The organism is Lampropedia aestuarii, from assembly GCF_004803635.1.
GTDB classification, from domain to species: domain Bacteria; phylum Pseudomonadota; class Gammaproteobacteria; order Burkholderiales; family Burkholderiaceae_C; genus Lampropedia; species Lampropedia aestuarii.
In genome coordinates this window covers 1-6,156 of the sequence record NZ_SSWX01000044.1, presented here as the reverse complement: position 1 = coordinate 6,156, position 6,156 = coordinate 1, and the positions used below count along the sequence as shown (strand labels likewise).

The 6,156-nt window shown below is 60.5% G+C and carries 3 protein-coding genes; all 3 read right to left on the bottom strand.

Going from position 1 to position 6,156, the window contains the following annotated elements; all coding sequences use genetic code 11:
* Positions 1-4,189 (bottom strand): DUF6531 domain-containing protein (locus tag E8K88_RS18505; RefSeq protein ID WP_136407990.1); only part of this gene is annotated, 4,189 nt, incomplete at its 3' end.
* Positions 4,186-5,271 (bottom strand): DUF2169 family type VI secretion system accessory protein, encoded by a 1,086-nt coding sequence (locus E8K88_RS17665; RefSeq protein WP_136407989.1) that lies wholly within the window; start codon positions 5,269-5,271, stop codon positions 4,186-4,188. The genes E8K88_RS17665 and E8K88_RS18505, both read right to left, overlap by 4 nt.
* Before the next feature lie 9 nt (positions 5,272-5,280).
* Positions 5,281-6,156: bacteriophage T4 gp5 trimerisation domain-containing protein (locus tag E8K88_RS17660; RefSeq protein ID WP_420813596.1), on the bottom strand; the 876-nt coding region annotated here is incomplete at its 5' end.

Genomic DNA, 6,156 nt, shown 5'->3' with positions numbered 1-6,156 from the left:
GTTTGCCGATGCGTTTTTCAATCAGGTTGCCGTGGGTGTCGTAGCGGTAGCGTTTGTCTTCAAAAACTTCAATGCGGTTGTGGCGTACCAGCCCGCCGCTGGCCTGCGCAGTAGGCGTGGTGGCCTCAGAGGCGGGCTGCATGTTATGGGCCGGGTCAAAGGCGAAGTGCTCGCTCAGCTGCGGCTGGCTGGCGCTCAGTAGGCGGCCAATGCGGTCGTAGTGGTAGTGGGTGTGGCCGTGGCGTTTGTCTTGCTGGCTAAGCAGGTTGCCGGCTCGGTCGTAGTGGTAGGCGCGTGAGATGACGGTGGCCGCTTGCGGTTGGTGGCGGGTATCGCCCAAGGGCTCCCAGGCCCAAGAGGGGGTGGGTGTCTGGTGGTCTGCGCCGTGGCCCGTCTGCGGGGCTCTTTGGCCTTGCGCTGTGGGGCTGCGCCAGGTGGCCTGCTGCACCAGGCGGCCCAACGCGTCGTGCCCGTAGCGACTGGTCAGTGCGCCTTGGGTGCGCAGTACCTCGCGGTGCAGGGCGTCGCGCTCAAAGTCGCAGATAAGGTGGCCGTCGACATGGATTTGGTGCAGGTGGCCCGCGCCGTAGTGCAGCCAGTGGATGTTGCGGCCATCGGGCAGGCTGGTTTGGATGCGGTTGCCCAGGGCGTCGTAGCGGTGCTGCAAGAGGCTGTGCAGGCCTTGGCCGATGCGCTCTTCTTGGCGCAGTTGGCCCAGGAGGTCATACGCTAAATGGGTGCGGCTGCCGCTGTCATTGGCAGCGTGGAGCAGGCGGCCCATGGCGTCGTAGGTGTAGCGGGTGCTGCGCACTTGGGGCTGTAGGGTGCCAGGTGTGCTAGGGGCCGCAGAGGGGTTTGTGTCGCGGCCGTTGGGTGGTTCGTTGGCCTGTCCTCCAAGCACGTGGCCGCTGACTTGCTTGTGGATGAGGCGGCCCATGGCATCGCGCTCGTAGCGGGTCTCAATCGCAGCGCCCGGCAGTGGTTCTGCGCTGTAGTCGGGACTTTCGAGTGTGCGCAGGCCCCAGGGGTCTTCAAGGGTGGGGGGGATGTGCTGCGTGGTGAGCGGGGGCTGGGTGTTTTGCAGCAGCTGCTCTCGCGCTTGGGGGCTGAGGGTGCCTTGTTCGAGTTTGTGCAGTAAGAGGGCGGTGGGGTCGTATTGGTAGCGGGTGTGGCGCCCGTCAAAGCCGGTCTCGTGGCTGAGGCGCGAGAGCGTGTCGTAGCCAAAGTCGTAGCGGGCGTTGTTTTCGTTGATGAGGGTGCTGAGGCGGCGCAGTGCGTCGTATTCGTAGCGCAGCTCGCCGCCTTGGGCGTTGCGCCGCAGGGTGGGCAGGCCGTCGATGGCCAGGGTGTATTCGGTGTGCGCGCCCAGCGGGTCGATGTAGGCAAGCATCCGCCCTGCGCTGTCGTAGTGCATTTGCTCGATGCTGCCATCGGGGTGGCGCACTTGCAGCAGGCGCCCTGCTGCGTCGTGTGTGTAGTGGGTGGTTTGTTCTAGGGCGTCGGTGATGCTGGCCAGGTGCCCCCAGTCGTTGTAGTGGTAGCGGGTGCTTTGGCCTGAGCAGTCGGTGTAGTGGATGAGTTGGGCTGCGGCGTTGTAGGCCAGGTGTTTGGTTTTGCCCAGGGCGTCGGTGATGGTGGTGGGCAGGCCACGGCTGTCATGGGTGTAGTGGGTGGTTTTGCCCAGGGCGTCGGTGAGGCTGTGCAGGTTGCCGCGTGCGTCGTATTGGTAGTAGGTGGTGGCACCGTCGGCGGTGGTGAGGCTGGCCACTTGGCCGCTGGCGGTGTCGTAGGCGATGGTGGTGTGCGTGCCATCGGCGAGGCTGATGTGGGTGGGGCGGCCTTGCAGGTCGAGTTGGTAGCGGGTGGTGCGGCCTGCTTCGTCGGTGACGGCCAGGAGGTTGCCAAAGGCGTCGAGTTCGCGCTGCAGTTGCCCGCCGAGTTCGTCTTGGTGGCCGGTGTAGTGGCGCTCTGCGTCATGAAACCAGGTTTTGCGGCTGGCGAGTTGGCCGCCTGCGCCGCTGTGGGTGACGGTGGTGGCGCCGCTGCTGTAGTGCAGTTGCCATTGTTGGCCGTCGTTGCTCCAGTTGCGCAGGACTTGGCCGCTGGGCTCGTAGCGGTCGTATTCGTATTCAGAGACGAGGCCCGCTGCGTCACGGTGCATCACCATGATGTGGTTGCGCCAGCCAAATTCGCGCACGGTGTGGCCGAGCATGTTGTGCACGGCGATGAGGTCGCCCTGGTCGCTGTAGTGGTAGCGCACGAGGGTGCGCGGGCCCTCTGCCAGCGGTGTAGGGGTTGGGCCTGTGGGGGCTTGGGCGTCGCTGGTTTGCACGATGCGCACAAGGCGCAGGCCCCGGTCATGGCCGGGCAGGCAGGGCTCGGTTGGGCTGCCCAGGGCTTGGAATTCCAGGCGCAGTTGGCGCCCGGCGCTGTCGGTCAGGCCATTGGGCACGAGCAGGGCTGGGGCGTCTTCGAGGTCAAAGTCGCCCGGTTGGAGGTTGTTGGGCCAGGGGCCGTAGTGCAGTTGGATGCGGTTGCTGTTGGCGTCTTCTAGCGCATGCAGGGTGTAGATGGGGGCGGTGGCGCGTTGGTAGATGCTGGCATTGGGGCCCAGGCCAATGGGCTGCAGGTGCATGCGCAGTTGGCCGTTGTTGAAGACGAGGGTGTAGGCGGTGCCGGATTCGCTGCGCTCTAGGCTGAATTGTTCAAAGCGGGAGTAGTGGCTCTCTCCGGGCGGGACTTCGGGCAGTGGGATGCGTCTGCCTTGTTCATCGATTAGGAGTAGGCCGTCTTTGGTGCGCTGCAGTTGCAGGGCAAATGGGGTGCTCCAGCCTTGGCCGAGCCAGCCAATGCTGGGGTTTTTCGAGACGTAGGTGCGCTGCCAGGGCAGCGGCAAGGGGGCGGGCAGGTCAAAGTCGAGCTCTTGGGGGCCAGAGAGGACTTTGCAGCCGTAGGCGGTGTTGATGGGCCGCCCTGCCATGTTGCAGCCTAAGAGGCAGCTGGCAGCAGCGCTGGTGCCGCGTGTGCCACCGGCTGTTTCTGGTTTGTCGCTGCTTCTTCCTGTGTTGCTGGGGTCTTTATTGGCGGCAACAGGCGGGGGCGGGGTGTCAGTTTTGCTGGGGGTTTCTGGGGTTTTCCTGGGCCGTGTTTTGCCGTTCATGGCGTCGGAGATGCGCTCAAATAAGCCACCGCCAAAGTTGCCTGCTTTGCCGCCTGATTTGGCCAGGGTGGCTATTTTGCTCAGACCTTTGTCGCCCAAGACGGCCACGCCGATTTGGCCAGCCATTTCTGCGGCTTGTTGCTCGACTGCGGCTTGTACTTCGCCGAGTTGCGCGGCCAGGGGCTTGTCGGACTGGAGCATCTCCAGCAGGGCGTCGGCCATGTCGCAGGCCATGTCGGCAAAGGTTTCTTTGATCCAGTCTGTGATCGCATCTACGATGGCTTGCCGTTTGTCAGGGTCGGTGAGTAGATCGTAGGCGGCCATGGCGCCGTCAAGGGCTGCTTTGGCGCTGTCCGCCACGCTTTGCCCGGCAGCGTCGAGGGCCCCAAGGGGGTCATCCCAGACGGCTTGCGCCGCCCCGCCAATTTTTCCGCCGACCCATTTCACGCCGTCCCATATAGCACCTGCGGTGCTTTTAATGCCTTCCCAGATGCTGTTGGGCAGGGCTTTGGCCCATGCGGCATTGGAGGCATTGCGTGCGTCTTGGTAGTTGCTGAAAAAAGCCATCGGGCCAGCCAAGAGTTCTTGGTAGACACGGTCTGCAAAGAGCATGGCCATGTTTTGTAGGTTGGCCAGGCCTTGCTCTTGGCTGCTGGCGATGACGCCACAATTGATTGCCGCTGGCAATGGCGGGCTGGGCCAGCTAGATGGGGGCAGTGGAATAATTTTGCCGGCGTTGCCATGTACGCATTGCTGGCTGCCTTCTACGGGATTGCTTTGCGCGTTTTCCTCGGGGATGAATTGGGTGCCTTTGCTGGGGTCTTGCGCGATGGATCTGCGTAAAAACAAAGGGTGACCGCTTTCGGCAAAGACGCTCACGGTAGGCGCCAGCACCACCATGAATGAGACAGCCGGTATGGAGGGCACCATTCTGTTCGCTAAGGGCGTGGCAGCAAAGCCTGGCGAGACTGGCGCAGCAAAGTGGTTTGGGCGCCACTGCGCATCAATGAGTACTTTGGGGCTGCTCATGAGGAGCTCGTTTCAGTGTGGCCTGGTAAGGTGGCTCGGTTTGCTTTGCCTGGATAGGCCACTGTTTGGTATTCGTCAAAGCCATGGGTTTGCGATACCAAGGTGCACCAGCGCACCGTCACATGGCGTTGGTCTAAGTCCAGCACCACGGTGTCTAAGTTCATGCTGTAGGCCTCGGACGGTTGGCCGTTTTTAACAGGCACCACAAGGACGTCGTATTCGGGGAGGCTGAAGCTGAGTTGCCCATCCTCGGTGGGGAATAAGCCCAGGGTGTATACACGTTCGCCGCCGAGCAGCCACGGTCTTGCGAGTTGGTCTGCGGGCGCGGTGTTCCAAAAGGCCAAGTCCATGTCCAATGGAATATTCGGGGCGACCTGGTCTTGCCATTGCTGGTCATAGGTGCCCGCGTATTGCAAGCGTTCGGCCTGCAAGCCATCCAGAGGAGAAAAGCTGGCGGGCTGGCCTGGTTTGCCCCACACAGGATCGATATCTTGTGCTTGCAAGAGTTGAGGGGCAGGGTACTGCAGGCTGGTGTCAGGTTGATCGGGGCCTAAAAAACCACGCCCAAAGGGGTTGGGCAAATAGAGATCGCGTTCTTTCAGGCGTTCATGCTGGGAGCCACCCCCATAGGTGTTGCTATAGCTCAGATTAACGGCGCTGGCGGGCTGTATGTCAGTGAGTTGCCAGCCACCGAGCAGCGTATGTTCCCAATGCCTTGGCCCTGTGATTTGAATCACTTTGTCGAGGTGATCGGCGATTTTTAATCTGGCAATCCAACGCTCTGTCGGTGTATTTGCTGCAGGCTTGGCATGGCCGATGACGAGCACATCGGTGGCGGGCTTGTAGGGCAGAATGTCAGAGGGGTAGGCTAAAGCGGGGTGGTCGCTGAAATGGGCGTGCTCTGCTTTTTCATACACGTCATTGACGATAAAGGGCGCTTGCTTGGTCAGTGGCAGCAACTGGCCATTGTGCGTGAGCTTGAAGCTGGCTTTGATGAAAATACAGTCATACAAGTGGCCGTTGTAGAACTTTTGTTCAGTGGCTTGGGCTTGAAACGGGGTGATGTTGACGACGTATGGCATGGGCGTGAATCAGTTCAAATCAATTTTTTTGCTGTCCACATCCACGATCGTTGTGCCGTCAATAAGCACTTTATTGGCTTCAATACTGATGGTGTTGTTCTCACCATCCAATACGATTTTGGTGCCGCCCGATTGCAGCACAATATTTTTAGGCGCAGAGATAGTGATGGTTTCGCCGGCGGTGATGGTGGTGCTTTTGCCTGAGTGCATGGTGGTTGACTCTCCCACGGTCACTTTTTTCATCTTGCCGATGTTTTCAATATTGACAAAGCCCACATTGGTCATCCACGCAGCGCCCACATTGAGGTTGTAGGCTCCCCCAATGTTGGTCATTTGCATCATGCCGACAGTCTTGAGGCTAGTCAGGCCAATCAACTCTTGTTTATTGGCCCCTACTTTGAGGTTTTGGTTTACACCGATAGTCACTTTTTCATTCAGACCCACGGACTCTGTGCGGTTGATTCCAATCGAGATTTTTTCGCTCAAATCCACACGTTCTTTGCGATTTTGGTGGATGGTGATGGTCTCATCCTGATCCACCTCTTCGGTGCGCCAGCCATGCACGGTGATTTTCTCGTTGCGGTCGACCACTTCGGTACGGTCGCGGTGGATGGTGTTGAATTCGTCGCGGTCAATTTCTTTGCGCCGGTCGTTGCCTACCCATTTGCTTTCGTCGTTTTCCACCTCGGTGAGCTGGTCTTTTTGCGCGTGCAGCCACAGCTGCTCTTGGCCTTTGGCGTCTTCAAAGCGGATGGCGTTGGCGTCGCCCACTCCGTCGCGCAGGCCGTCACCGGCTGCGCCGCCGTGGGTGGAGCGGGTTAAGAAGCCCGATTGGGTTTTGTTGGCAGGCAGCCCCCAGGGCGGCATTTGCTCGGCGTTGTAGAC

Excerpts from the sequence above, each read along its gene's own strand:
- E8K88_RS17665 (WP_136407989.1), bottom strand. The coding sequence starts at position 5,271 with ATGCCATACGTCGTCAACATCACCCCGTTTCAAGCCCAAGCCACTGAA.